Source organism: Corynebacterium sp. HMSC073H12, from assembly GCF_001837775.1.
Taxonomy (GTDB): Bacteria; Actinomycetota; Actinomycetes; order Mycobacteriales; family Mycobacteriaceae; genus Corynebacterium; species Corynebacterium amycolatum.
On sequence record NZ_KV834040.1, the window covers coordinates 378,446 to 401,868 of the forward strand.

Here is a 23,423-nt window from a genome sequence, read left to right on the forward strand (position 1 = left end):
CCCGACCTCCTCAAACACTGTTCAGGACGTCTAGAGTGGACGGTATGGAACCCATGGAAGTAAATGCCGGCCGCTTCTACTGCCGCCCCCTGCGCCACGATTCCCGCGTCGATGACGCCCCGGTCGCAACCCAATTACTTACAGAGTTGGCCCCTGACTCCGTCGCCGAGTTCCTTCGCAACTCCACCACCGAGTGGGAAAATGACACCGCCTACCGCTTTGCAGTTGCCGAGCAGACGAACGTCGAGATGCTCGCATTAGCGACCGTCGAGGTCATCGATGCCGACCATGTCAGCATCACCGTCCGCCCCGCAGGCGACCCCACACGCGTGTTGCCTAACGACGATCAGGTCCTCACCAAAGTAACCATCGCCGACGGCGTCGAAGCCGCCGAAAAAGCCCTCCACCGATGGGCAGAGGGCTTCTTGGGTAAGAAAGTCAGCTAGCCGAGCTGGCACGGCTGCGACTGCTCAGTCCTAGGCGCCGGAACGTAGCAGGTAGATATCCATAATCCAACCGTGCTCTGCACGTAGCTTCTTTTTCAGCTCCGCAATCTCTTCGCCGACGTCGCCAACGCGACCACGGCGGAGCGTCTCCAGCTCCGTTCCCAGGAATGCACCCCAGAGAATCTCTTCCTCCGGGTCCGCGTGCTCGAGCCAGGCCGCCCCACCATCGAGCATCACCACCGCATCCGTGCCAGGTGCACGCTCCCCCAGGCGCCGACCAGTGGTAATCAATACCGGCTTACCAATCTGGTTCAGGCACTCTCCATGTGCTGCAGTCAGAGCGGAGATCGCCGTCACACTGGGAATAACTCGCGAGCGCACGTCCAGCCCAAGGTCGCGGACGCGCTGCAGAATCCGCAACGTTGAGTCATACAAGGAGGGGTCACCCCAGACCAAGAATGCACCACGGCGCTTTCCTTCTCGTCCGAGATGGGCAACGAAGGCGTCGGCAAGCAGCTCTGCGCGACGCTGATGCCAGTCACGGACGACTGCGCCATAGTTGTCGGGCGTGCGGTCACGTGGCGGGTCGGGAACGGCAACGAGTTCGACATGCGGCGCATGCTTATCGACGATCGTCTGTCGCGCAGCCAACAAGTCCGCTTTGGCATCGCCCTTGTCGAGAGCAAAAACAACGTCTACATCAGCAAGAGCGCCGATAGCCTCGAGCGTAATGTGGCTCGGGCTACCGGCGCCGATTCCGATGACGTCTACATCGACATACCCGCTGTATACAGGGCTCTCCACCTGCGGGCGGGCTGCATCGCTGTGACTAGTGATTGGTCGGGTCTCCCTCGTAACCGAACTGCTCAGCCATCTCATCCGGAGACAAGCCAGCCATAGACCCCTGGAGGTTGGCCGAAGCTGCCTGCTTCAGGTAAATCTCGCAAGCGTTGGCCATGTACTTGGAGTCGTACACATTCATCTCCAGGATCGGAGTCAACGTGCCATCATCTTCCATGCGCGAAACCAGTAGGTGCGGCTTGTCCGAGTCCGTGGTCATGGAGCACTTAATCTTGACACCGTTGACGTCCGTGAAAGTTGGCTTAATCATATTGTCATCCTCCTCCAAAGCAGCGACCGAAAACTAGTAGCGCTGTTGCGACAGCAAGCGCTGGAAAGTCGCTCGTTATAAACCATGTTAGCCGGATTTTCGACGATGCCGCCGAGTCAAAAAACACATGGGGGTAATAGCGGGCTTCCTGCATGTTTGCGCGCTAGGCCGAAGCCCCAATTGCCATTTGAGATTGTGGATGCGTTAAAGTGATGAAGTAATTTTCCGGTAGTCCTGGATAGGTTTTCGTGACTGTTTACCCGGAAGATGATTGCCCTAGTAGCTCAGTGGATAGAGCACGGCTCTCCTAAAGCCGGTGTCGGAGGTTCGATTCCTCTCTGGGGCACATCATAAAGACCCGCTCCCACCTCTCGTTTTACGAGGTGGTAGCGGGTTTTTACTTGTTTATCGGCGTTTATCTTTACGCCTGATTACGCCCTATTCTGCGACTTTTTGAGCCAAAAGTGAGCCAAAAGTGAGCCACGTACTAAGGCTTGAGTCCTGCGGTTTTGCAATCATGGGCAGCTCGAACCTGTTTACGATTCCCTCTTTCCTGACTCAAGGCATGAAAAACGCCCCGCTGGCGAACCGTTCGGAATTTCCGAACAGCTCAAACCAGCGGGGCAAAGATCCTTGATTTATTCCTCGGTCGGCGGGTTCCGCGCCGTCGGCAACACCTGCGAATCTCCCACAATCCCAGTCAGCCTCGCAAGGTCCGGCTCCGGAGCAGCACCCTCCGCACCACAACGCGCCCAGTCAATGAACTCACGCAACCAATCAATCGCGTCCGTGAGACCACGGCGAAGAAGATGCGTCCGGTCTTCCTCCACACGGAGCATTGCTTCCGTGTCCCGCAGGCGACTCTCGACACTATCGAGCCTGTCCTCAAGCTTCTTAATCCGATTGTCCTGGCTCTGCAGAAGCGTCCCGTTGAACGTCACCGACGACTCTTCTTTACGGCCCTTCCAACCAATCCACGCCACGATAATGCCAACCACGGCACCCGGAATCGAATTAATGAGACTTCCCCAGTTGATTTCCATAAGCAACCTCCCCACGGGAGCGGTTTCGCCCCATCACTGTGGCAGACGCAGCCGCAGTAATAGCCAACAGCAGATAATTCTTCGCGCTCACCCACATTCGTGACCCGTCGTGGATCGCGTCAATCGCATACGAGCTCGCCCACATTGTCAGCAACGCACCACAGATTGCAATTCCTGCGGTTCTGCTGACTCTGCCAAGGGCTGCCCACTTCCCTCTCGGAGAGGTGGCCGCACCAATAGCCAGAAGCAGCGATGCGGCCGCCCATGCCAACGCCGGGCTACCGGCCGGCAGCGCTGCCTCAACTGGTGTGAGCGCGGTCACCGAGTGCCCGTAGTAGCCGTAACTGGTGGCTGCAGCGTAGATTGCCCAGACTGTGGCGATCAGGCGCGGGTTGAACAGTTTTTCCGTCACCGCGCCAGCTCCTACTCGCCCAGCCGATGCTCACCGACATACTCGCCGGCGTTAGTGGTCGCTGCGGCGGTTCCCAGGCCGAGGACCGGGGCGATAACCGCCAGTAACGCGTCCATTTGCACTTCGCTGCCCCAGCCGAGGTACACGCCAAGGACACCGAGCGCTGCTGCGAGGCCGTAGACGGCCTGACGCCACGGAGTGTCAGAGTGCAGCAAGGCGAAGACAAGGGTGACGGTTGCGATGGCGACGCCGGTGATGGCTGGCGCTGCGGTGTCGTCCAGGACACCCCAGGATACGAGTGCTGCGACGAGCGCGGATGCTACCGCGTACCAGCTGGCGCGAGCGCTAGCGGGGACAAGGTTACGAATGGTTTCCATTTTGGTTTCTCCTTTGGGTATGAAAAATTGCCCACGTGACGGTCACGCGGGCAAAAGGAAAAGCACCCCGGGCGGGGTGCCTAGTCGGTGGTTTCTGGTGGCAGCTCGTTCGTGTAGTAGAACGTGGACAGGATCATGCGGTTAGCCCCGGTTTCCTGCACCACAGCCAAAACATCATCGACCGCCACGTGGAACTGTGGAGTCCCGCCAATGTCCTCCAGCCGAATTTGGTACGGCTCAATTTTCGTGAGGAACTTCGCGCCCTGATACAGCTCCACATCACACGGGGATACCAGGTCACTTGAGAGCGTTGACACTTTCGGGAAGTGCGGTAATTTCACCCCGTCCAAGGCGCGCAGCAAGCCTTCCAGGTCGTATGCCGCTCTGACGTGCATGCTTACGCGGCCTGCGCTTTGTTTGAGTCCCACCTGACAACCGCGTTCGTAGAACGGGTCGAGGTCGTACTCTATACCCTCGATATAGGGCTCTGACGGCGTGAAGTGCGCTTGCAGCTCCGCAAGCTGCTGTTTGAGTTTCGGTAATTCCCTCTGAAACAGGCTGAACTGAGTTGAACCGAGAGAACCGCTCACGGACTCAATACGTTTCTCAGTCTTTTCTACTCGGTCGCTGAGGTTGCGGGCGGTCTCTTCCAGCGGGGCGAGGTCAACCTTCGGTGCGCCCTCAAGCGCGTCTAGGCGCTGCTCCACCGGGGCAAGGTCAACAGCCGGGGTGTTTTCCAGCTTCTCCACGCGCCCCAACAGGGTCGCCCATAAAGCGTGCTCAAACTCTGGTGCCGAGACGCCAAGAAGGTCGAACAAATCGTGAGTGCCGTCGTCTGGAATAACTACCGGCCACTCCTTCGACCACCCGCCGGTGCTAACCAAAACCTTCATCTCTCCAGGAAGAAGATTCTCTACCCGAGCCTTACCGTCGAGAATAACTACCTCCACCGAAGACGGAACAACGTCTGGATCTCCGACCCGGAGCTGTTCCAGAGAAAACCTCAGCCGTCCTTCCGGACGACTACCATCCAAATTCACCAGATCAACAAAAACAGTGGTCATAAAACACCTCCATCAAAAAAGCACCCCAGTGGGGTGCTTACTTGTTGTTAGCGACGAGCTGCCTGAGCTCATCGAGTTGCTTGAGTACTTCGGCGTTTTGCTTCTGTAGCTCTCCTACCTGCTGCCTGAGAGCGAACACTCCCGCGTCCGTGTACATGATGTAGTCAGCAAGCGGTGCGATGTGCTTCGAGCCAGGAACATGGCTCTTGCACGGAGTGTTGAGCGTAAGTGGTGCGGTCATAGGTGCCTCCTTTTTCTTCACGACAGTGGAATACAGATAGCCCTTGGGTGGGATCATTGTTGCGAGCTGCTCGAACGTGACCCACGACCCGTAGGGCTTAAAGCCGCTATCGGCGAGCCACACATGCCGCTGCCCCGCGTCATCGACGGCATAGCCCATCACGCACAGGTAGTGGTAGACCGTGCCTCCCGAGTACGCGAGATTCTGACGACTCTTGTAGCTTGCGCGCGGGTAGTTCGACGGTGGGGCCACAATATTGGCCAACAAACCGAAACCGGCATCAATGCTGGCGGTGACCCGTTGCCACAGCTGGTCTCGCTGCGCCGTGGTTGGCGGGTCATTCGGCATTTCCGCCAAGCCCCACTTCCCCGCAGGCGCGTGCTTGTCGAGCACGGGCTTAATCTGCCCAATCCAGTCGGTGCCACGAGTCGTTGTGCCCATTTCACGTGCCAGGGTTGCCTCCGGCAAAAGAACACCGGTGGCCGCTCTGATAATGGTTTGAGCCGACGCGGGGCCACAGTTGTAGCCGGTGTCTTGCCAGATCTGGTCACGCCGGTAGTCGAGCATTTTTTCCATGGGTTTCCTTTCTCGTTCCGGCTGGGGCGCAGGCGGTGTCGCACGGGCGCCTATGAAAAGGTTCTTGAGCTGGTCGATGGTTCCCCTGTACGCGTTGACGTCGACCTTGAAGCCCGCTACGAGGCCGTTTGAGCCGTACTGCAGAATATCTGGCTTCTTGTTGCCGAGTGGGTAGCCCCACCCTCTGTGGTTGTCGCCGCCGTCACCGTCGTATGCGGCGCGGTATGGCAGCGTTCGGTTGCGTCCGTAGTTGGATACCCACAGAGCACCGAGTCCGGACATTGACGGTTCGCCACCGGGCATGTTCTCCCAGTACCACGCGCCCGAGTAGATACCGGAAACGTGATATCCGCGCTTCTCTAGCTCCCGTTTAGCCACCCACACGTCCGCTTCGGTGAGCAGTTTCCGGTTCCCTGCGACGCTCTCTACATCAATCCATACCGGCAGGTCACGACGACCACCCATCTGCTGGTCAATGACATCAACCTGCTGGGCAATCGTCGTACCCTCGGACGGTGCGCGCAGGTACCAGTAGGTCGCAATCAGAAGCCCGGCGCGTTCTGCGTCCTTGAGGTGCGAGTGGAAAACTTTGTCGCGGTAGGTGCCGTCGCACAGCCGTAGGATTGCGAAGCTGATACCTTCGCTCTTGGCTTGCGTGAGGCTCATGCCGTTTTGGTGTTCTGAGACGTCGACGCCGAATATTGTCATCTCTTGTTTCCTCCCTTTTTGTGGTGGTTTTTAGTTCCAGTCGTAGACCACGACGAGGCCGCCGGTACCGCCAGGAGCTCCTCTTTCACCGGGGTTTCCTGGGGAGCCATCGCTGCCAAAGGAGTGCCTGGAGGGCCCTCTCCTACCGCCGAGTCCACCTGCGCCGCCGGCCCCGCCAGCACCGCTCTTTCCAAGCTTGCCGACCTCCACCGGCATTCCGTCTCTGCTTGCCGTTCCTGAAGAGCTTGACGTCCCTTCGAAAGATGACGCCGAACCAGCTGAACCAATCTTCCCTGGTTGGCCATACTTTCCTTGCTTGCCCCGTGCATTAATCAGGTTGTTCATGGGATCCGCTGCCCTAAGTCCTCCGGCGCCGCCTTCGCCTCCGTCGCCACCAGCTCCTCCACCGCCGACCACTAGGTTTCCGACCTCGGGAAGATCACCAATTTCGATAACTAGCCCTTCTCCGCCAGGGTCGCCACTAGTGCCTCGGGCACCGGAGTTCGCTACCAAAGGGGGACCGTCTTGAGCCCGCCAGTACCATCCGCCCTGCCCACCTTGTCCGCCTTGGCCACCCTGCCCGCCTTGGCCACCGCCGACGAGGTATCCGACGGTAGTTCCGCCTGGGTCCATAAATCTACGACGCCACACGCCAGAAATAGTGGTCGTGTCGATAATCTGATTCTGCTGAAGTAGCCTGCGCATTGTGATTCCGCCATGCAGACCAGCAAGGGGAAAGCACGCTCCCTGGTTAATGATGACTTGGACTTGGTCACTTCCGAAAATGTCCTCATCTGGACGTAAGCCGCCGCCGTTGCCGCGACCATCAAGCTTGTTGCCATCAGCGTCGTATAAATCAATCCAATAGCTGTACCAGTGAGTCGTTGAGTTAATACCTACCCATACCCAGTCGCGGTCCTCGCATTGGTACGAGAAATCGATGATGTACCTGCCACGAGTACCTACCGACCGGACACGCACGGTTCGACCACTGCGAGCAATACTCAAAGCTTCGCGGCCATTGTCACGCCACTCGATACGGCCACCGTCCGCTATGCACACCATGTACTGCACACTCTTCGAATCCGCAGGCCTGTGATTCACGCTCTTCGTCCCAGCGGCAGGCGGATCGGCCAGCTCAGAGTCCAGCAAATTGCTACGAAACCATGACCGCACGGCCTGATTCCCTAGCAGCCAGTCGCCAACCTCCGGGGCAGTCGGCCACACTTTCCGGCCACCAAGCCACAAAGCCCTAACCGGCCTGCCACCAAATGAAACCGTTTTCGCGTCACTTAACTGCGGCATCTACGCCCCCTCGATGTACAGCGTCGACGTATCCGAGCCAGTACCCAACTCAATGCGACGCACAGACTCCGATGCAACCAGCTCGGCTACCTGGCCTTGCAGCGCTTGAATCTGCTGACGCTGGTTTTCCACCAGCTGCTGCAGCGACGTCACCGCCGACCGTTCGGCCTTCGCATCCACCTGCTCCGTGACCCACTCCCGGGTTGCGTACCCAGAAAAATCAGGAGTATCCGCACCCTCCAGGGCAGATACCCGCTTCGACAGTGCGTCCACGCTACTTGACTGCGCCAGAGGCTCCACAGCCTTAGACACGCGCTCATCCACACCAGCAGCCGACACAGACTCATCAGCCTTAGCCAGCGAAGATTGAACATCGTCAGATAGCTGGTTGCGTGCCCACCCAGTTTCCGGAGCGCCGACCACCGTGTTTTGGGCTGCAGCCTCAGCACGCGCTGCAGCGTCTTTCGCAGCAGCAACCTGAGCGGACATCGACTCCTGCAGCCTGGTTTCGATAGCGTCAGCAGTATCAGCGACCGTAGCCTCAATGCGCTGCTCCGCCTCAGCAATCTTCGTTAGCGCGGATTCAACACGGCCAGTCACGTCCGGTGAGTAGTCCACCTTCGCGTCCAGCTGGTCTTTCAGGTTCACCCGCCCAGACAACGGCAGGTCAATCTCCCACACCTCATACACACCAGAAACCGCAAGCTCTACCCGAATACGCCCGGGGTCAAGCTCCGGAGTCTCAAAAGCCCCCTCGTCGAGACGTTGCCTATGCAGCTCCCGGGTGACAATCTCCGTGCCCTCATACGATGGCCGTGACTCCACCGACGAGACCGTGACACTGCCGCTCGAACGCTCGCGGGCTTCATTGATGAAAGTCCCATAAAGAATGGTCATGATTCACCTACTTCTTCTTGGCCAAAGATTCCCGGGTCACCCGGATTCACACTGGACATCACACGAGTACTGGACTGTTTCTGGGCAAGGAGGAACGTGTACCCATGCCCTCCAAGCAGGTAACGCCAGCGGCCTGCGTCCTGAAACACCCTGACAGTCACACCGTCCTGGGCTTCATACGGGCTAATCACCAGCGGCAAAATGTCCATCACTGTCGCCTGGTCTTTCGCAGCCCACCCGGTAGCCCACGACTCAGCGAGCAGTGAGCCGTCAGCGCGGTAGGCTTCCAGCCAAACACGCTGCCAATCCCCGCCCAGCGCGCTGGTTCCTGACACTCCGCACTTTGCTGTAATCAGCCACGAACCCGGGGTCTTTAGAATCAGCCCACCATCCGTATCAATTTCCACACCGATGAGAGGCCCGACCTGCTCAGTGAAGGGAATCTGCATGCGCGTCCCTGCAGTTTGGTCGCCACGGTACGTCAAGTTCCGTGAGCTAAATACATGCCCGCGACCACGCTCGTCCCACAGGCTCTGCGTTTTACTCTGCTGGTCGGTGATAGCGGTCGTGAGATCCGGCAAGTCACCTTCAGAACCGGTAAACGCCTTCACGAGAGGGCTGATGATGGAACTCTTCAGGCCCTGCAGGAACCCGTTACGGGCTTCCTCTGCTGCTGCCGTGATACCAGTCAGCTGCCCCCAATTAATAGAGTCGCCGTTAATGTTCTGCAGCTTCCCCAGGTCACCCGGGCGCATCGCACCAGCTGGTACTCCATAGTCTTTCGGTTCTGGCGCCGTCATTGCCCCTCCTCATGCAGTTTCTTACGGAGCGCTGTTTTCTGCTCAGGTGTCAACGCCGCCATAATCACGTCGATTTCTGCAGGCCTCGACACCACATCCTCCGGTGGCACGCCAGGCTCATCAGCCGGCAACCACAGACCGGCCTGGCCCTGCCACCACCCAGCCCCATCAAACGGAGGCTTATAAAACTCCATCTGCAGCTCCGGGTGGTGGCGGAACCCGCGGCGCCAAAAAATCTGCGAAAGCTCCGCGGCCGTTTCCTCCGGAACCCCAAAATCTCCCGTACCGGTAGTGAGCTTCACCCACGCCCACAGCATGAACTGTGTCGGGTCATCCTTGTCATAAGTTGTTTCCAGTGTTGGCAAACTCATTTACAGCCACCCATGTTTCTTAAAACTCGACGTCACAGTATTAATCTGGTCAACCGCCCACTCGACCGGGTCACGCAACGGTGGCACACCCAACGTTGCCGTCCACTCCTTCGGAGTATCCGCATCCCACTCAAGGCGAAGCTTGCGGCACTGCAGCACCTGCACGTAGCCGTCATCTGCTCCCGGCTCCTCACAGCCGATACGGTCACCAATCGTCCAATGACCAAAGCCCGGCGCGCCGATGAGATACGGTGCGCCGTCACCGATGTTGACCTCGAAAGCCCACTGTTCGTTGGTGTCGCGGAACTCTTTCCTCATCGCCAACAGCGCCGAGAGTGTGTAGGCCTGCCCGGAGTGATGGACGACGTTTTCTGGAAAGTGCGCCCAACCGAGCTTCTTCGACCGGAGCGGAGATTTGATACTCATCCACGCCAAGAGCCGGTCTTCAAACCAAGGGCGGATGATTGATTCAACAACGGAACCGAGCGCTGGCTGGAGGATAAATGAGCCCATGATGTTGAAAATCAGCTTGATGTTCGCGCTAATGAGCTCATTGACCCCCGGGGCGGATTTACCGCCGACCGTGACCTGCGCGACGGAAGCGGGCTTGTAGCTAGCGGACACGCTGTTGACCGTGCTGGCCTTGCCGTTAGTGCGGTAGACAACCCAGGGTTGCTCAGGGGCGACACCCAGAAACCCGGAGACGCTATATTGCGGTGCTCGGCGTGGCTTATCCAAGATAATGCGGGTTTCATCGACAAGGTTATCGGCGATTTCCAGGCCAGTGCGGACGAGACCGGAACCAATCTTTCCGAATGTGGAGGTTTGCCCGTACCAGCCGGATTTGTCGACGATGTCGACGACGATCTGGCCGTTACGTTTCAACCCAGCGCCTGGCCACGGCTGCGGGTCACCTATCAGCCACCGACGGCACGTAACCATCAGCCCACAGTCTTCCAAGATTGGTTTAGCCACGTCGTGGAAATTCTCGAACTCCGAGTGGATGTACCGCAGCGGACTGGTGTCCGTGGTGAGCAGCGAGGGCTTGACCACCATTTGCCAGCGTTTATAGTCCAGTGTCGCCACCCAGGACTCTGGGTCGAGAGGGTCATCCGGGAGCTGCCAGAGTGACCCGTTGAACCGAAGAAGATTAGCGAAGAGCGTAACCTTTAGCCCCCAGATTGCGTTTGCAAAAAGCGACCACGCATTAGGGATCTGCAGCGCTGGTGGGGAAAGCGGATTCGCCCAGCACGGCAGGTGCTTAAACATTTCATAGTCGTGAACGAAGTCGACGGTGACGCTTCGGGCGAGGTCTTCGTCCTGAGTGAGGGTGCAGTTGCTCATCAACCCGCCCCACCGCTCCCCCGCGGCATCGATGGTCAAAACCACGTTTTGTTTTTCACGTTTGCGTCGTTCCCAGCAAAACTTCGCCAGATGATGGTCAAAAGGCAGAACGAGCTGCGCCGGGGCGGTCTCATTGACCTCGATCTCGAAAAAGCCAGCATACTCGGCGGCCACCACACCACGGAGCACCATGCCGACCGTTTTGTTTTCCCAAATCCGGATAAGCGGCGGCTCATCACGACGGCGACGCCGCTCTTCCCGCGCAGCCATAGCCTGCTCGTAGATATCGTCGAGCTGCTCATCCGATGCGCCTTTCACGGTCACAGCCATGGGGATTGCCACCTCCTTGGGATTCTGATTTCCGCAGTCGCACCGGCGATGTTGGCGAAGGAACCGTACGTTTGGCGGATTCCGTAGGCAATCATGTCGCCGGTGAAATCTGCAATGAGATCGTCAGAAAGAATCGGCACCCAGTCAGGGATGGTTCCCTTCATCCATTCGGAAATCTTCTTCCCGATTTCCTCCGGCGTGATTGCCAGGAACGTATCCAGCCCGATTGCCTTCACTAGCTCGCGGAGCTTTTGGGCAATCCACATGCGCCACTGGTACGGCAGCGGAATATCGAGCAGCGGGAACGGGTCAACATAGACCGGCAGCCTGGTGTCCGGGGTTCCTGGTGGGATTGGGTGCTTGAAAAACTGGCCATTCAAATCAGCCCACGCCTGGGTGTTGTCGTTGGCCACAATCATTTCCGCGCCTGGGTTAGTGTCGACCAGCATGGTGCGGCCGACGGGTTGCCAGGGCATGAAAATCATGCGGTCAGTGTCAAAAGCCTCACCGATAGGCTGGTCTGGAAGACCAAACTTCGCCGGCGATGTCAGCACCCACTGTGGCCACGACTCAACATCGCCATGATTGTTGACGGTGATGCCGTCGCCCGCCCAGTTCGAGCCGTTGAATACGAACTTCTGCCGAAACGGCACCGGCTCGTAATAAAACGGGTCATGAGCGATAACGACCAGTTGGTACGACGCAGCCGCCAGCGAAAAAGGGTCACGATTATCCAAATACTTCGGGCCCTCTTCCAGGCGGACTGTCAAGAGTCGCTTGCCAGACATGGGGGTTGTGACAGCCAGCTTCGTGTCCTTATCCGGGGCGAACGCGCGCATGAACCGTGACTTGTCATGCGCCCAATCCTCGCCGAAAAAGTCCACATTCAACACCACATGGCGCTCCATGGTTTTCGAGCCCACATAGCTGCTGCCTGGCTGCCCAACCCTGGCTTTATGAACCGTCTTGATTGGCGGCTCGTAAAACTCGCCCATGTCGCCCTCCATCAGGCGAACATTCCTGCCCCATGACTCAGGGCCATGGATAGGCCACATACTGCCGTCGCAGCCCAGCACAGTCAGGCCGAACTCCTGAATGTCATCCATTAATGCACTCCAATCTTTCCGGCCGATGCTTTGGCCTGCTCCACGCGGTACTTCGCGAAAATGCCGTCGGTGTCATTGGCAATGAAGTTGTTGACCACGGCGGCACCATCAGGACTGACTGCAGACATCGCTGGCCCCAGATGTTCCTGGGCGATAGCCAGTGGCGCCTCCAGGCCGGTTTGCTGCGCCATGTATCCGACGGGGTTTTCCACGATCTGCTTCATGTCCTGGAATGGCAAAAGCACGCTTCCGAAGATGTCCTTCGAGTACTCTTCGAACGCGTTCGTAACGCCCCATGCGACTTCGCCGGAGTACCACGCGGCCAGGTCGGTCATTGCCCCGCCAGCTGCTCCGACAACGTCACCGGGGGTCATAGGCATGACTTGCCCCAGCATGGCTCCCAGCGGTGCTGCGGCCATACCGGCTGCCGCGCCACCTGCTGGGCCAAGCGCCCCGGTTACTGGTGCGGTGGCAGAACCCACCAGCGCGCCGATGGTCGGCGTGCCCGCCATGCCGAGCGCTGACATGCCTGCGGAGAACGCGGAGTCTGTCAGCCCTGAGGCCGCAGACGTCGCCATGTTCCCGGCGAAACTGACCGCCGAGGATGTAACGAGCTTCGCCGCGTCCGCCCAACTGTTTTGAGCCATGACCATCGGCAGAGCCTCGTTGACCATGTTCTCTAACGAGCCAGTCGCCTTCTCTGGTTGCGTCTTCTCCGGCTCCTGGCCTGTTACCGTCGCCGCGTCCTGGGGCTGCTCCGCTGGCTGCGGTGGCTGGCCCTGCGGCTGGGTATCCTGCATCGCAGGAATCTGGTTGTACACCAGGTCCTCAAACGCCTTCGTCTGCTCCGGCGAAAGCACGCGCTCGGGCTTGATGGTGTTCTTGAGCATGTGGCCAACACCGGTGGCGCGGCCACCAGAGTCATACCAATTGTTGGCACGCCAAAACTCGGCAGCAGCAACAGGTGTGCCGTACCGGTCCTGGATATACCGAGCACCCGCTTCACCCTGCTTTTCCGGGTCAGGTGACCTATCCGGCAGGTACTGCTGCAGTGTGCCCGAGGCTGGGTTCAGCTGGAAAAGACCGAACGCACCCGATGACGGGTTCACCGCATTCGGGTCCCAATTCGACTCATGCTCGACAATGAAATCAATCGAGTCGAACTGCTCACCGGTATCCCAACCAAACGCCTTCAGGGACTTCTTGACTGCGGCCTTCACCGCATCCACACCTGAAAGTTTCTCTTCCGGTTGTTCTGCTTCCTCCCCTTGCACATCCGGGGATTCGACCGCAGAATCGACTGCTTCCTCGAGACTGCCCTCATCGATTACCGAACCGTCAGCGCCCGGCGCGGCCTGCTGGCCCTCCGGCAATGCTTCGGCTGTTTTCCCGGCTTCGACAACAGCGTCGTCGTTTTTACGGTAGTTGAGGAGCTTTTCAGCACCACCGTTGACTGCCTGGAACCAGACACTGCCAAGCTTGAAAATCGGAGGTATCTGGTCAGGGAACCCAGCGATCTGCAAGGCGTCACCGATATGGCCGGAAACGAAGGCAGCCACGACGCTGCCGGCGTAGCCGGACAGTGAGTCACCACCGGGCGGGGTGGCCTGCAGAGAGTCTGCGGACGCAGATGCAGCCGGAGACAGTGGTGCGACGTCAGGGTCGGACTCAAACGATGATGCTGTAGCCGATGGTGCCAGTTCATCGCTACCGTCAGCCCCTGGGGCAGTGTCGCTGGCAGCGTCGGTTTCGACTGGTGAATCCGGTGACGTGGATGCAGCTGTTGTGCCGCTTCCAGCTGGAATCCACGCGTGGTGCGTGTACTGCGGATGATTGAACCCGGCTGCTGCGGGGCCAACCTTGCCGCCACCCGGGCCACCGCCCATCTCAACGTTGGTGCCATCCGGCAGGGTGCCACTGGTATGGCCAAACTGGCCGCCACCATTGTCGTACCAGCCCATACGGAAACTACCCGCAGGTCCAATACCGATGTTCGCGCCGTGCTGCTGCAACCACGCGAGCTGCGTGCTGGTGGAGAATTTGCGCGGCCACGGGTCTATGCCAAGACCGAACGCTGCCAGAATTCCCTGCGTGTAGGAGCAGTCGCCCCACGCGCCACGACGATTCGGGAAGTTCTCGTACGGCGCGCCGTCGAGTGGCCGCTCGGCCTGCACTCCACGAACCATCTTGCCGTCGACCAACGCGCGGTATTCTTGCGCGGTTGGTGGTGTTTCGGCGTGGATAATGTCGTCGAAAACTCCGCCGTCGGCGTAGCCCGGCAACTTCGGGAAAGTCCCGTTGTTGATTTGCTGCAGTTCCTTGTCGTACTTGGCGGAACTGCGGCGGTTGATGATCCACTCACCGGCGTCGAGGCGTGCTGCCGGCATGCCGTATGAGTCGTAGGCCAGGAACCCGTCGACTTCGTTGGTGCCCGGCCCGGCAGTGGGAAGTCGGTACCCGTCATGTGGCCGGTCCTTGGTGGACAGCGCATCGCGGTAGGTGCCGCCGTGCGCGAACCGTGGGTAACGCCCACCTCGAGCGAAGCGCCCACCATGACGATTGCCGGACTTGTGGTCGCGGCGGAACACGTCAATGAAGATGGTCTTGCTTACCAGCTTTCCAAGGAGGTCACGCACGCCACCGAGCTTCGTCATTGCGTCACTGGTCTTAGCGGTGACCTTCGGCTCGGTCTTCTTATCATGGAGCTCCTGCAGCCTGCGCTTCGCCTCCGCAGCCTTGGTATCCAGCTGGTCCTTAGTCAGGTCAGCCAGCGGCGTGGGGCGTTGGGAGTCCAGGTCGAAAATCTGGGCAAGCGCAATCTGCTGCTCCGCAGTCAAATCCTCGATATTGAGGTTTGCAGCCGGGGTCGGGCGCTGGCCATCGAGCAGACCAACCTTGTTCAACGCATCAATATGTTGAGCGTTCAGCCCGTCGATGTTCATGCTGGCCCACGGCATCGGACGCTTCAAATCCAGCGTAGCCAGCTGCGCGATTGCAAACTCATTCGTTGCAAACAGCGGCATGGCGTCCAAGTCTGCCTTCGGTCGAGCAGTCTTCCCATTCAGGTTGTCGATGGTCGTATTAACCGTGCCGGTCTTGGCGTCTAGCAGAATCGTGTCGAGGTCAACCTTGGGGTTAGCGGACATGGTCGACAGCCACTCCAAGTCACCACGGGCAATTTCGCCGTCGCGGCGGAACTCATCCATGATGAGATGCGCCGTCGGATTCGTGGTTGACACGTCCAGCTGGTCGAGAATCGACCGAGCCTCAGCCGAGGACACCTTGACCTCGTCGGTGTTGAGAAACGCGTCCATGTGGGCGGTTTTGCCGTCCATGTCCGGCATGCCGTGGTTGACCCACCAGTCGTAGCGGGCAACTGCCTGCTCGTCCTTGGCGGTGATGGTGACCTCGCCGGTCTGCTCGTTGATGTCAGAGACTTTCAAGCCAAATGAGTCAAGCTTTTTGCGGGCGCCCTCGTCCTTGACGATCATCTTTGTCTCGAGAGACTTACCGTCCAAGCCCTGGAACTTCGCAGCTACCGACGCGAGCTCCATCTTCGCCCCGTCGGCCTTGAGATCCACAATCGTTTGAATCTGCTCCGGCGTCATCCCGTAGGCCTTGAGGAGTTTCTGGAACTCGTCTTTAGTCAACCCCAGTGATTCCTGCAGGGTCGACAATGCACCGGAGGACTGCGCCCACACATCCTTGATGTCATTGCCAGCAGCAACGCTATCTCGCATGGTGTTACCAAGGGTTTCCAGCTCATTGTGAGCCGCAGCGCCCGCTGTTGTCGTCGTATCCAGAAGACCGTTTGCCTTCATGGTGGCACCAGCAAACGTTTCCATCTTGCCGGAGACCTGGTCCACAACCTTCGTCAGCTCCGCCGACGCATCAGCGGCCGACAGTTCCACGCCAGCAAGCTCCATGAACGCACGATTCAGCTTGTTAGCGCGGTCGCCTGCGTCACCCGTCTTGCCAGCAAGTTCCTCAATCGTGGCGGCAGCATTCGCAGCAGCAGGCCCCACACGATCCAGCGAACCCTGCGCACGGTTGTACTCATCCCGGAGCTTCTGCATCTGGGCAGCGGCTTCAGCGCCACCCTCACCAGACTCAATCAGCTTCCGCTTGAAAGCCTCAAACTGAGCAGACGAACCCGTCAGCTGCTGGGCAAGCTCCTCATTAGACAGGCCAAGCCGCTTAATAGCCTCCGCTGCACGGCCAGCCGAATCAGAGGAATCACGCCACTGCTCATCAGCGAACTTCGTCTCCTGGGAAATCGTTCCCATGGCCTTACCAATGTTGTGCCCCGCCTCGTTCACGGCGATGCCGACACGGGACATCCAGCCCGGGCCATTGCTGGCCAGCTGCTCAAGATGCGACTGCACATCCTGCACACTGCTGCCCATTGCAGCGACAACGTCGCCGCCAGAGGCCATGGCGCTGAACATGTCGCGGAACGCACTGGACGCGAGAGTAGCGGAGCGGGCAGACTCATCTTGGAAGCGGTTGTACTTCTGGGTCTCCGCGATAAGCGTCGTCACGACTGCTGTACCAGCAGCTAATGCGGCACCCCACGGGCCACCGAACAAATTGATGATGCCCTTGGCTCCGGCCTTCATGGTCTGCAGTCCAGCGCCAGCGATACCACCGGCGACAGAACCGAACCGCTGCAGGCTAGCCGCGGCCGTATGGCCGACAGACTGCGCCATGTAGTCAATAGTGGTGAAAGCGTCCTTAGACCACATAGCGTTAATCCGCGCCTCAACAGCAGCGGTTTTATGCGCCTTAGCCATTTTCAGCAGCGACACCGAGCCACGCTCATAGCCGCGCGCCATACTCTGAATCGCTACATTCGACGACGTGCCCAGGTACTGTAGCTGCGCCTCAAACTTGGTGATTTCCTGCCCACTAGCACGGTAGTAGGCCTGGATATCCTTAACGCCTTGCTGCATCGACGAGCGGGACTCAGACATAGCGGTCTTCTGCTTCGTCACCGCATCGGTGACCTTGCCGACAACCCCCGGTAGTGTCTTAAAGCCCGCCCAGGCCGCCACCGCTGCAGTCACGGTCGCTGGGTGCGACTCCATGAACGACGAAATCGCCTCTAGCGGCGGGGTCAACGCCTTAGCCGCGACAGCAGTGGTCTGCAGCGCAGTCAAGAACAGGTTCCAGGTACCTACGCCGAGCGCACCAGCAGCTTGTGCCGCAGACGCACCAATGCTCACCAACGACGGAGCAAGCCCCTTACCGGCCTCCCACAACTGGCGGAAAACCTCAGTAGTGCGAGCAACAGTCGCAGAATGCATGAACGCCTGAAACGCATCCACCGCCGAACTGGCAAGATTCTGCAGCCCGGGCACCACATTCGACGTCAGATAGGCATCGAACGTTTCCATGACCGGCTTAGCGCGCGCGTTCATCGCATCAAGCGCGTCGGTGACACCCTTGAAACCGCCGGCGGCCTGGTTGAAAAATGGTCCTGCAATAGTGGCGCCGAGCCTGCCGGCCGCAGCGCCCATGTTGCGGAACGCGCCCTCGACGGTATTACCCGCTTCAAGCGCAGCGCCGCCCATGCCACGTTCCATAGCGTTCTGGAACGTCGCGAAATCAATCTGCCCCTTAGTGACCATGTCGCTGATCTCTGCAGAGGTCTTACCAAGTTCTTCCCCGAGGAGTTGCAGGACAGGAACGCCGCGGGAAAGCAGCTGCATCATGTCGTCGCCCTGCAGCTTGCCGCGGGCTGCGACAGAGTTGAAAATCTGGCCCATCTCACCCATCGACGCGCCCGCGATGGTGGCGGTATCGCCAACGACCTTCAGGGTGCGCTCGAGTTCCTGGCCAGGCTTAATACCAGCTGCGACAGCGCCTGCGGCAGCGGTGGCGGCTTCTTCAAGCCCAAAGCTGGTTCCCTTCACCGACGCCAGCGCGTTGTCCATGATGGACCCCACAGACGACGCAGAATGGCCGAGACCGCGGAGCTTGGCTTCCGCCTGCTCGATACCATTCAACCGGCCAATGCCCTTGGTAAGCCCGGCGCCGATAGCGGCACCAGCTGCCACACCGACACCGACAGCGGACTTCTTCAGGGCGCTGCCCATGCCGGAAGACAGCTTCTGGCCCATCGATTCGCCCGACTTCGACGCGGACTTTTCTGCCCCACCCATCGCCTTGTTGATACCCGGGGCGATCTTGCTGGTCTCCGGGATGATGGAGATATAGGCGGCTGCGATTTCGACGGCCATGGCGTCCTCCTAGGGCTTGTTTTGCCGCTGGAGTTTCCTCCGGCGTGCGAGTTCGGCGCGGGTATTTTGCAGTTCGGCAGCGTTCTTCGGACCATTCCTGGCGCGTCGTTGCCGCTCAACAGCTTCTTTCAGCTGGTCGATAACTGGGCGTGGCTTCGGCGCAGTCTTCCTACGCGCTCGTTGCCAGTTCGCCCATGCCAGCGTGTCGATGGTGTTCATCAACAGCTGGTTTTTCGGCGCCTTGTACTCCGCGAGCGGATCATCAAGACGCCTCACCGCGCTGCCTTCCGGCGCCCATGCGAGGAACGCTTTCAGCTCAGCCCACGACAATGCTGGGCTTCCGAGCTGGTGAATGGAGCGTCCTTTCTCAATGAGGTCGTAGGTCAGCGCGGTTTTAAACCCTGGTCGGTGTAGAAGCCCGGCCAGGACTAGGATTCCCCCAGCGGAACATCAGTGAGTCGGTTCCACTCATTCCAGAGCTGGACTTTTTCACCGAAAACGAGGTTGTCAACGAACCACTGTGCGTCGTCGATGCCCAGTTCGGTGATGAAGAAGTCGAATGCTTCGCTGACTGGTCGGCGGCCGTCTTCCAGGAGCTTGTCGTCTGGGTTGTCCTTAAACCACTTGGCGAATGTCGCGTAGGTCTCATCGTCGATGAACTCCATGCGTGGCACAGAGAAGGTTTTCGACTTGCCGTCCTTGGTTGGGATTTCGCACGTGAACTGCGTACGGGCGTCCCATGCTGGTACGAATTCGAAAGCCATGAGGGGTCTCCTTAATAAGAGTTAGAAAAAATTTGGAGGGGTTACATGAGGGGTTGGGGGTCACCCCAGGCCGTCGTCAGCTGAACCCCTCATGAAAAGCTGACGACACACAGTGGCCTGGGGTGAGAGCGACGGTTAGGACTCCGTCGGGTTGATCTTGAGGGTGAGGGTGCGCTGCGCGGTAGCGCCGGCACCGTCGGCGACACGGACGGTGAAGGACTCCTCACCGGAGCCGGTCGGGGTTCCCGAGAGCTTGCCGTTCTCAGCGAGAGTCAGGCCTGCCGGCAGGGAGCCGACTGCGGTGAACTTGTAGTTACCGTCACCGCCGGATGCCTGCAGGGTGGCGGTGTACGCCTTGCCCTGGGTTGCCGGGGCAATCACAGCGGTGGTGATACCGAACTGTGCTACCTCACCGTCGGCGGTGCTGTTCGAGTAGTACTCGTACATCACGTTGCCGTCGGCATCTGGGAAGCACTTGGTGGTGACCTCGTACATCACGATGTCCTGGTGAGTGTTCTGAATGTCGCCCAGGTTGACGACCTGGCCAATCGGGATGACCTGGCGCTTGGTGCCCTGGTCGGTCAGGTGCTCAGCAACAAAGACGGAGCGCGGCAGCTTCTTCTTGTTGTGCAGAACCTTGAAGCCCTCGCTTGTCTCCTGGACGTTGTCGTCGCCGAAGACGGTCTTGAGTACGTCGATGTTGGCGGACTCGTAGAGCGTGGCGGTGAGCTCCTGGCCGTAGTCGGTCTGCAGGGTGTAGGCGATGTCGCCGCCGTAGGACTTCTTGTCCTCGGTATCGCGGGTGATGGCCTGGGTCAGTCCGTCCTCGCCGACGATGCCGAGATCAGCGAATGCCGGGTCAAGCTCGGACATGGTGTCTTCCGGCAGGGCGGTGTTCAGCGGTGCGCGGAACAGCACACCGTTCTTGCCGGGGTTGGTTGACGTGATGTTGTTGACGTTTGCCATTTTTGCCTCCTTGGGGCATGAGAAAAGCCCCACGCGACGCGCAGGGCTTAAGTAAACGAATCGTTGGTTACTGGTTAGTCAGCAGCGATATGAGGAGCTGGCCGGAATACTGAAACCGCACCAGGTTTTCCCGATCAGGGTCGAGGAACCGCTGTGGCGCAGCGTATTCCCGCCACCCGCGCAACCTGTGGCCGGAAAGGCGCATGCCCTTCCATGACTCGTCGCGGAGTGCCTGGCGAATCAGCCCGGCGACCTGCTCGGCTTCGTATTCCGTTTCTGCATAGACCTGGACCGACATCGTTGCCGCATCGGTGATACGGTTCGGTGTCGCCCCTCCAACCCGCGTGACCACGACATGCGGGAACTTCGGCTGCCGCGGGTACCGAGTGCTCACTCGAATACCGCCGCAGATTCGGTGCAGCAGGTCGATAAACGCTTTTTGGGCTTGTGGGTCAGCTTCCCGCATTGATGTTCCTCAATAACGTGTTGTTCTTCGCGTTATCGCGAGCAGCCTTGTAGTTAGTCGTGATGACCGATGCGCGGTGACGAGACTTGCCCTCATAGGGGCTGGATTCGTACCCGTCGCCGCAGGCGTCAGCGATACGCGCGGCACGTGAGTCAACCTCTGCCGCCACTGCGGGCAGGCGACGAATCTCCTCAAATGCCTTGATGTTGTACTTGATTTTCATCTAGCCCTCCATTCGCTTACAGCGGCACTCGACCAGCCCCGGCGAAAACCACGGGTTGGATTCCCAGTTCCCCGGAGGGGCGGTCAACTCGTAGACCATTCCATCGACCTCGATACGGTCACGGTCAGTAATGCCAGCTTCCACAGGGGCGTAGACCACCGCATCAAACTCCGCGGCCTCAGGGTGCGACGCGGTGACTGCCGGTGTGCCGCCTTTTTGCACCGCAAACACCATGACCTTGTCCTTGGTGTAGCGATGAAGAGGGTTGCCATACGGGTCTTCTGCCCCGTCTTCGTGGCGGTGCACCGTCACAGGAATCGTGCAGGGAAATACGTCAGCTACCATCCGGTTGCCTCCATACTCACTGCCCTGTCAGCGCTGAAATCCTGCAACGCGGATTCCAGCATCTGCCGTTCCTGGCCGGAAAGGAACAAGTCTCCGTCCGGATTCCGCCACGAGGTGGACTGCGAGAACGACCCCGCAGTGGCTTGCTGCTGTGTGATACCGCCCCGGTCAGTGGCGGCCAAAGCTCGCTTCGCCATAGACACCGACACCAGCGCGAGAACCTTACGCAGATTCTCATCCGGGGTAGCCGGGATTTGCGGGTAGCTTGCCCGCAGCCATGCTTCCGCGTCTTCTAGGACAGCCTCGATGGCCTCATCTGTAACCGAAGCGGGGGCAGTCTGCCACCGCAGGCGAACATCCCTATAGGTGGCAAACATACGCTACCCCGCAGACAGGCCGTTGAGCTTCACCATGGCCAGCGGATCGGTGACACCGAACGCGACGGTCGCCCAGGTCTGAGACCAGGTCGTCTGAGTCGAGGCGTCACGCCACGTCTCAGTCGAGATTGGGGACTCGACACCCATGACGCCGACCATGCCAGCCTGCAGCACCAGACCCTCGCCCTTCTTCATGGCGTTGGTGGAGTGCAGAGTCAGGCCGAAGGTGCCCAGCATCTCCTGGTAGTTGGCGACACCAAGCAGCAGCTTCAGGTTCTTAGCGTCAACCGGGTTGAGCACCAGAGTGTCAGCACTGTAGCCAAGGTCAGTCTGCTCGATAGCAAGCTGAGCGTCCAGCAGGTTACTGATGACTTCGCCCTCGCCAGTCTTCGCGGTCTTCGCGGTTGCGGCGACCTCGGCGGCCTTATCCCAACCACCAGATGCGACGCTCAAGGTGCCGTCAATCTTGTCGATTGCCTCTGTCAGCGCCGAAATGCCGCGCTCGTCCAGATCCTTCACCATGGTGTTGGAGACCTGGGAAATCTTGCGCTGCAGCAGCATCGCATCATTGCGGATACGTGCCTCATCGGTGACACCGAACTTGCCACCGGTCTTCTGGACACGCGCGACAACCGGCTCACCATCAGGGGTGTGCAGCACCGGGAACTCAGAGCCCGGCGCGACAATGCCCGGCTTGTCGGTTGCGGTCGGTGTGTTCTTGACCAGCTGGTCAAACAGCAGCGCACCGCCGGTAGTGGTGACGTTGCCGAAAATTACCTTCGACAGGAGGTCTCGCTCAACCAGCTGTGCCGCATAGTTGTCGATGCGGGTTGGCTCGTTGAGCATCATGTCGATGGTGATAGCCCCGTTTTCAACGTTGGGGCCGGAAAGCGGGAACATTGGGTCACGTGCCATTGTGTTTCCTCCTTAGTCCAGGGCGACCGTTACGGTGCCGTTAGCGGCCTTGGTGACAGCGACACCGGCGACGGGGCCGTCGGTTGCCTTCTTCGCCTTGCCGCCAGCGGCTGTGGAAATCTTGTCTCCTGCGGCGATAGCGCCGGAGGCGACCAGCTCGTAAATACCGAGGCGGTAGATGGTGAAGTGCTCACCGTCCTTGGCGTCGTGGGCTGCGACACCGAACGCATCAGCGTCGGCGGTAGCTGCCTTGACGACAGGGTTACGCCCTTCCATGTCGGCGGCGATGACGACGAAGGTGCCCTGGGCGATGTCGCCCTGAGCCTTGCCGGTGATGTTGGTTGCTGGGGTGAAATGCATCGGCGTGGAAGCCATTGCGTCCTCCAATCAGGTTGAAATGGAAAATGGCCAGCCGGGTTTAGACTGGCCATCCTGCAGGGAATGCGTTTGGTGGAGTTTCCGGCTCCGAGCGGACTGCGGCACCGAGCTGCTCCACCGGGGTGTTTGACGGTGGTCGGGTCTGTTCCTTCTGCATCGCTGCGAGCCGCTTGGCGCGGTCTTCGATTTCTTCTGGGCTGCCTGAGCCTAGAAGGTCGTGGTTTTCCTCGGCGATGCCGTAGCGGGCTGCCAGCCGAAGGCGGGTGTTTTCGGCCTCCAGGGCCTTGAATGCGTCTTCTTGGCTGGCTAGGCGCTCGGTGGCCTTTTGCAGTTCCGTCTTTTCCGCTTCCTGCTGGGTGCGCCAGCTCTCCGCGTCTGCTCGCAGTTCGTTGCGTTCGGTGCGGTAGCGTGCTGCTTCGCGTCGTGCTTCCTCGAGTTCCTTTCGGAAGTGCTCGGGCACGGGCTGCGCATCAGTATTGCCCGGTTCCTCCTGGGCTCCGGTGTGCGCCACCTGCTCGGCGCTGGCTTCGGTGGCGGTGTTTTCCTCCGACATGAGTTACCTCCTGGGTAAATCTGTTTTCGGGCATAAGAAAACCCCGCCACCACTTCTTGTGGT

General features: G+C 59.5%; 25 protein-coding genes and 1 tRNA gene. 2 read left to right on the top strand and 24 right to left on the bottom strand.

Translation table 11 applies throughout. The annotated features are described in order from the left end of the window. The first annotated feature begins 44 nt into the window (after positions 1-44). On the top strand, positions 45-446 hold the full coding sequence (locus tag HMPREF2708_RS10405) for a hypothetical protein (RefSeq protein WP_070834174.1): 402 nt from the start codon (positions 45-47) through the stop codon (positions 444-446). Positions 447-476: 30 nt separating this feature from the next. On the opposite strand, the gene cobF is transcribed toward HMPREF2708_RS10405, so the two are convergent. After that, a complete protein-coding gene (gene cobF, locus HMPREF2708_RS10410) occupies positions 477-1,325 on the bottom strand; it encodes a precorrin-6A synthase (deacetylating) (protein WP_083321937.1) in 849 nt (282 codons plus the stop codon). Continuing rightward, complete coding sequence (locus HMPREF2708_RS10415; RefSeq protein ID WP_070834176.1) at positions 1,276-1,557, bottom strand: cg0963 family protein; 282 nt, start codon at positions 1,555-1,557, stop codon at positions 1,276-1,278. The genes cobF and HMPREF2708_RS10415 overlap by 50 nt, the downstream gene beginning before the upstream one ends. 273 nt (positions 1,558-1,830) lie before the next feature. Here HMPREF2708_RS10415 and HMPREF2708_RS10420 point away from each other — a divergent pair. Next, positions 1,831-1,903 (top strand) — tRNA-Arg (locus tag HMPREF2708_RS10420). A gap of 292 nt (positions 1,904-2,195) precedes the next feature. Here HMPREF2708_RS10420 and HMPREF2708_RS10425 read toward each other — a convergent pair. The 22 genes from HMPREF2708_RS10425 to HMPREF2708_RS10530 form a co-directional block, all read right to left on the bottom strand. After that, a complete protein-coding gene (locus HMPREF2708_RS10425) occupies positions 2,196-2,600 on the bottom strand; it encodes a hypothetical protein (RefSeq protein WP_070834177.1) in 405 nt (134 codons plus the stop codon). Continuing rightward, positions 2,572-3,012 (bottom strand): hypothetical protein, encoded by a 441-nt coding sequence (locus HMPREF2708_RS10430; protein WP_070767164.1) that lies wholly within the window; start codon positions 3,010-3,012, stop codon positions 2,572-2,574. Before HMPREF2708_RS10430 ends, HMPREF2708_RS10425 begins: the two co-directional genes overlap by 29 nt. An 11-nt stretch (positions 3,013-3,023) precedes the next feature. After that, a complete protein-coding gene (locus HMPREF2708_RS10435; RefSeq protein ID WP_070834178.1) occupies positions 3,024-3,389 on the bottom strand; it encodes a phage holin in 366 nt (121 codons plus the stop codon). 80 nt (positions 3,390-3,469) lie between these two features. Beyond that, positions 3,470-4,453 (bottom strand): hypothetical protein, encoded by a 984-nt coding sequence (locus HMPREF2708_RS10440; protein ID WP_070834179.1) that lies wholly within the window; start codon positions 4,451-4,453, stop codon positions 3,470-3,472. A gap of 37 nt (positions 4,454-4,490) precedes the next feature. Further along, positions 4,491-5,978 carry a GH25 family lysozyme gene (locus tag HMPREF2708_RS11345; RefSeq protein ID WP_083321938.1) on the bottom strand — a complete coding sequence of 496 codons (1,488 nt, stop codon included), beginning with the start codon at positions 5,976-5,978 and terminating at the stop codon, positions 4,491-4,493. A gap of 30 nt (positions 5,979-6,008) precedes the next feature. Beyond that, a complete protein-coding gene (locus HMPREF2708_RS10450; protein ID WP_141762947.1) occupies positions 6,009-7,154 on the bottom strand; it encodes a hypothetical protein in 1,146 nt (381 codons plus the stop codon). Between the two features lie 129 nt (positions 7,155-7,283). Then, positions 7,284-8,180 carry a hypothetical protein gene (locus tag HMPREF2708_RS10455; RefSeq protein ID WP_070834181.1) on the bottom strand — a complete coding sequence of 299 codons (897 nt, stop codon included), beginning with the start codon at positions 8,178-8,180 and terminating at the stop codon, positions 7,284-7,286. After that, complete coding sequence (locus HMPREF2708_RS10460) at positions 8,177-8,980, bottom strand: hypothetical protein (RefSeq protein ID WP_070834182.1); 804 nt, start codon at positions 8,978-8,980, stop codon at positions 8,177-8,179. The genes HMPREF2708_RS10455 and HMPREF2708_RS10460 overlap by 4 nt, the downstream gene beginning before the upstream one ends. Beyond that, positions 8,977-9,351 carry a phage gene 29 protein family protein gene (locus HMPREF2708_RS10465; protein ID WP_070834183.1) on the bottom strand — a complete coding sequence of 125 codons (375 nt, stop codon included), beginning with the start codon at positions 9,349-9,351 and terminating at the stop codon, positions 8,977-8,979. The genes HMPREF2708_RS10460 and HMPREF2708_RS10465 overlap by 4 nt, the downstream gene beginning before the upstream one ends. Further along, positions 9,352-11,025, bottom strand: a complete 1,674-nt coding sequence (locus tag HMPREF2708_RS10470; RefSeq protein WP_070834184.1) for a Gp37-like protein — start codon at positions 11,023-11,025, stop codon at positions 9,352-9,354. Next, complete coding sequence (locus HMPREF2708_RS10475) at positions 11,016-12,131, bottom strand: phage tail family protein (RefSeq protein ID WP_070834185.1); 1,116 nt, start codon at positions 12,129-12,131, stop codon at positions 11,016-11,018. The genes HMPREF2708_RS10470 and HMPREF2708_RS10475 overlap by 10 nt, the downstream gene beginning before the upstream one ends. Then, complete coding sequence (locus HMPREF2708_RS10480) at positions 12,131-18,373, bottom strand: aggregation-promoting factor C-terminal-like domain-containing protein (RefSeq protein ID WP_070834186.1); 6,243 nt, start codon at positions 18,371-18,373, stop codon at positions 12,131-12,133. The genes HMPREF2708_RS10475 and HMPREF2708_RS10480 overlap by 1 nt, the downstream gene beginning before the upstream one ends. Positions 18,374-18,382: 9 nt before the next feature. Further along, a complete protein-coding gene (locus HMPREF2708_RS10485) occupies positions 18,383-18,649 on the bottom strand; it encodes a hypothetical protein (protein ID WP_141762948.1) in 267 nt (88 codons plus the stop codon). 152 nt (positions 18,650-18,801) lie between these two features. Continuing rightward, positions 18,802-19,137 carry a hypothetical protein gene (locus HMPREF2708_RS10490; RefSeq protein WP_053412711.1) on the bottom strand — a complete coding sequence of 112 codons (336 nt, stop codon included), beginning with the start codon at positions 19,135-19,137 and terminating at the stop codon, positions 18,802-18,804. A gap of 135 nt (positions 19,138-19,272) precedes the next feature. Next, a complete protein-coding gene (locus HMPREF2708_RS10495; protein ID WP_070834187.1) occupies positions 19,273-20,103 on the bottom strand; it encodes an Ig domain-containing protein in 831 nt (276 codons plus the stop codon). A gap of 67 nt (positions 20,104-20,170) precedes the next feature. Beyond that, positions 20,171-20,569, bottom strand: coding sequence for a tail completion protein gp17 (locus tag HMPREF2708_RS10500; RefSeq protein WP_070834188.1), 399 nt, complete (start codon positions 20,567-20,569; stop codon positions 20,171-20,173). Next, positions 20,556-20,792 (bottom strand): hypothetical protein, encoded by a 237-nt coding sequence (locus tag HMPREF2708_RS10505; RefSeq protein ID WP_053412714.1) that lies wholly within the window; start codon positions 20,790-20,792, stop codon positions 20,556-20,558. Before HMPREF2708_RS10505 ends, HMPREF2708_RS10500 begins: the two co-directional genes overlap by 14 nt. Next, the gene (locus HMPREF2708_RS10510) at positions 20,793-21,137 is read right to left on the bottom strand and encodes a hypothetical protein (RefSeq protein ID WP_070834189.1); all 345 of its coding nucleotides are present in this window, start codon (positions 21,135-21,137) and stop codon (positions 20,793-20,795) included. After that, positions 21,131-21,514, bottom strand: coding sequence for a Gp19/Gp15/Gp42 family protein (locus HMPREF2708_RS10515; protein WP_070834190.1), 384 nt, complete (start codon positions 21,512-21,514; stop codon positions 21,131-21,133). Before HMPREF2708_RS10515 ends, HMPREF2708_RS10510 begins: the two co-directional genes overlap by 7 nt. A gap of 3 nt (positions 21,515-21,517) precedes the next feature. Beyond that, positions 21,518-22,429, bottom strand: a complete 912-nt coding sequence (locus HMPREF2708_RS10520; protein ID WP_070834191.1) for a major capsid protein — start codon at positions 22,427-22,429, stop codon at positions 21,518-21,520. A 12-nt stretch (positions 22,430-22,441) separates the two neighbouring features. Then, positions 22,442-22,804, bottom strand: a complete 363-nt coding sequence (locus tag HMPREF2708_RS10525) for a DUF2190 family protein (protein ID WP_083321939.1) — start codon at positions 22,802-22,804, stop codon at positions 22,442-22,444. Positions 22,805-22,847: 43 nt separating this feature from the next. Further along, positions 22,848-23,360, bottom strand: a complete 513-nt coding sequence (locus tag HMPREF2708_RS10530) for a hypothetical protein (RefSeq protein ID WP_070834192.1) — start codon at positions 23,358-23,360, stop codon at positions 22,848-22,850. Positions 23,361-23,423: the final 63 nt, after the last annotated feature.